The sequence below is a fragment of the Bradyrhizobium sp. genome (assembly GCF_030646015.1).
Classification (GTDB): domain Bacteria; phylum Pseudomonadota; class Alphaproteobacteria; order Rhizobiales; family Xanthobacteraceae; genus Bradyrhizobium.
Map to the genome: position 1 here is coordinate 1 of NZ_JAUSLT010000105.1, position 3,134 is coordinate 3,134.

3 protein-coding genes are annotated in these 3,134 nt (G+C 63.3%); 2 read left to right on the top strand and 1 reads right to left on the bottom strand.

What is annotated here, in order from left to right:
- Nucleotides 1-1,061, bottom strand: a 1,061-nt coding sequence (locus tag Q7T45_RS17005; protein WP_304872116.1) for a leucyl aminopeptidase, incomplete at its 3' end; no start/stop codon positions are given.
- A gap of 352 nt (nucleotides 1,062-1,413) precedes the next feature.
- Between Q7T45_RS17005 and lptF the strand changes: the two genes are divergently transcribed.
- The gene (gene lptF, locus Q7T45_RS17010; protein ID WP_304872117.1) at nucleotides 1,414-2,583 is read left to right on the top strand and encodes an LPS export ABC transporter permease LptF; all 1,170 of its coding nucleotides are present in this window, start codon (nucleotides 1,414-1,416) and stop codon (nucleotides 2,581-2,583) included.
- On the top strand, nucleotides 2,580-3,134 hold a 555-nt coding region (locus tag Q7T45_RS17015; protein ID WP_304872118.1), incomplete at its 3' end, for an LptF/LptG family permease. The genes lptF and Q7T45_RS17015, both read left to right, overlap by 4 nt.

Below are 3,134 nucleotides of genomic sequence, written 5' to 3' on the forward strand. Positions count from 1 at the left end.
GCCAGCACCAGGCGGCCTTCGGCATCGGTGTTGATGATCTCGATGGTCTGGCCGGACATCGAGGTCACGATATCGCCGGGGCGTTGCGCATTGCCGTCAGGCATGTTTTCGACAACGCCGATGGCGCCGACCACATTGACCCTGGCCTTGCGCGCGGCCAGCGCATGCATCAGCCCGACCACGCAGGCCGCGCCCCCCATGTCGCCCTTCATGTCCTCCATGCCGGCGGAGCCCTTGATCGAGATGCCGCCGGTATCGAAACAAACGCCCTTGCCGACAAAGGCAACCGGCTGCTCGCCCTTCCTGCCGCCATTCCAGCGCATGATCACGGTGCGGCCGGGCTGCGTCGAGCCCTGGGAAACGCCGAGCAGCGCGCCCATGCCGAGCTTGGTCATGGCCTTGACGTCGAGAATTTCGACATCGACGCCGAGCTTGCGCAGCTGCGCGGCGCGCCGCGCGAATTCCACGGGATAGAGCACGTTCGGCGGCTCGTTGACGAGTTCGCGCGCCATGATGACGCCATCGACGATGTGGGCGCGAGGGGCGAAGGCTTTTCGCGCGGCGGCGACGTCATCGACCGCGAGCGAAACCTCGGCGCGCACCGCGGCATCCTCGCCGTCCTTCTTCCTGGTCTTGTAGCGATCGAATCTATAGGCGCGCAGCCGCACGCCCGACGCCACCGCGGCGGCCTGGTCGGGCTTCATCGCGCCGTCAGGCAATTCCGCCATGATCGTCACCACCGCGTTGCCGCCGAGCAGCTTGCCGGCGGCGGCGCCGCCAAGCTTGAGAAAATCATTGTCCTTGATCGCCGACAGCTTGCCGGCGCCAACCACGATCAGCCTGCTGGCCTTGAGACCCTCCGGCGCCAGAATATCGAGCGTCGAGCCGCTCTTGCCCTTGAACTGGTTGGTTTCGGCCGCGCGCTTGATGACATCGGCCGATGTCCCCAGCCCCTTGCGCGTCGCCGCGCCGAATTTCAGCGTGTCGTCGCAAAAGATCACCAGAACCCCGCGCGGGGCGGTGGAAAACGGAACGAAGCCGACCTTGACGGCGTCGGACATGGGCAAATCCTCCAAGAATTCAGGGCTGTCGCTGGGTCGGGAACCGGCCGGGCGGTGTTACGGATGCTCTCATCGGCTGTGGCTGCACATCCCTGGGGAAGCATGGTCCGGGACACTATGGCCTGCCAGCCGCTGTAATGCCAAGCGCCCCCGTGGCTCATTAGCCACATAGCGCGAATTATTAACCATATAGCAAGGGTGCCATGGCGCAGCCATTTTGTTGACGGATCAAAGGGATGGTAGTGAGAATGTGAGCCGGCAGGACAACTGCGGCGCGACCAGTGGGGATCCCGTAACAGGGATGGTCGTGAGCCGCGGTTTCGGCTCGTGAGGTGGGGATCGTGCGGTAACGATGGGGTCGATCGACAAGTATATTTTCCGAACGACGCTGGCGTCGTTTGCGTTGATTCTGGTGAGCCTGACAGGGGTGATCTGGATTACGCAGGCGTTGCGCGGCATCGACCTGATGACGAGCCAGGGCCAGACCATCGTCACCTTTCTCGGCATCACCAGTCTCGTCATCCCGGCGCTGGTGCTGATCATTGCGCCGATGGCGCTGATGATCGCAATCTCGCATACCCTCAACAAGCTCGCGACCGACTCCGAGATCATCGTGATGAATGCGGCGGGCCTCTCGCCGTTCCGGCTGTTCCTTCCGTTCTTCTATGCCACCTGCGTGGTGTCGGTTCTGGTTGCCTTCATCGCGGCCTATTTGGCGCCCGACGGCATGCGCCGGATCAAGCAGTGGGACGCCGAAATCACCGCCGACGTGCTCACCAACATTCTGCAGCCCGGCCGCTTTGCCTCGCTCGATCGGAACCTGACGATTCGCATTCGGGAGCGTCAGCCCGGCGGCATTCTCGCCGGCATTTTCGTCGATGACCGGCGCGACCCCAAGGAACGCGTCACCATCATTGCCGACCACGGCACGATCCTGCGCAACGAGAGCGGCTCGTATCTGGTACTGGAAGACGGAAATCTCCAGCGTTTCGAAGCCGGCAAGCGCGACCCGGCGCTGGTGGCGTTCGGCCGTTACGCATTCGACATGTCGAAATTCTCCAATAGCGGGCGCGACGTCGCGCTGGGCATCCGCGAACGCTACATCTGGGAATTGCTGAGGCCGTCTTACGAGGACCCGATTTACCAGCAATTGCCCGGCCAGTTCCGCGCCGAATTGCACGACCGCTTCATGGCGCCGATCTATCCCTTCGCCTTCGCGGCGTTGACGTTCGCGTTCCTGGGAACGCCGCGCACCACGCGGCAGAGCCGCAGTTTTGCGATCGGCGGTTCGATTTTCGCCGTGTTCGGACTGCGTATGGCGGGATTCGCCTGCTCGGTCGTGACGGTGAGGTCGCCACTCGCAGCCCTCTTTCAGTACCTGATGCTGATCGTCGCGATCGGCGGCGGGGTGGCGATGATCCTGACGGGCACCGTGGTCGAACCGCCGGCATCGCTGATGGAGGCCATTAACCGGAATAACGAACGTATTCTGCGGCTCTTCGGACGACCGGCCGCAGCATGAGCATGATGGTCAACACACTCGGGCGCTATTTTGCCAGCCGCTTCCTGATCTCGGCGGTGGGCGCGTTCGCGAGCATCTTCCTGCTGCTGGTGCTGGTCGATTACATCGAAATGGTCCGGAAGACGTCCGGACTGCCTTCGGTTTCCGCCATCATGGTGGCGAAGACCTCCATCTACCGGGTGCCGCAGCTGCTCGAAAAAATGATGCCGTTCTGCGTCCTGATCGGCGCGATGACCTGCTATCTCGCGCTGTCGCGGCGGCTGGAACTGGTGGTGGCGCGCGCTGCCGGCGTTTCCGCCTGGCAGTTCATTTCGCCGGCATTGGCAAGCGCGATTGCGCTCGGGTTCCTGGCAACCGTCGCCTACAATCCGATGTCGGCCAATTTGCGCGAACTATCCAAGCGCATGGAGGCGGAAATGTTCGGATCCGCGTCCGGCGGCGGAATTCAGGACGCATCCGGCTTCTGGCTCAATCAGGTCGCCAGCGACGGCCAGTGGATCATCAACGCCGCCCGCAGCGAGCAGCAGGGCGTCCTGCTCACCGGGCTCACG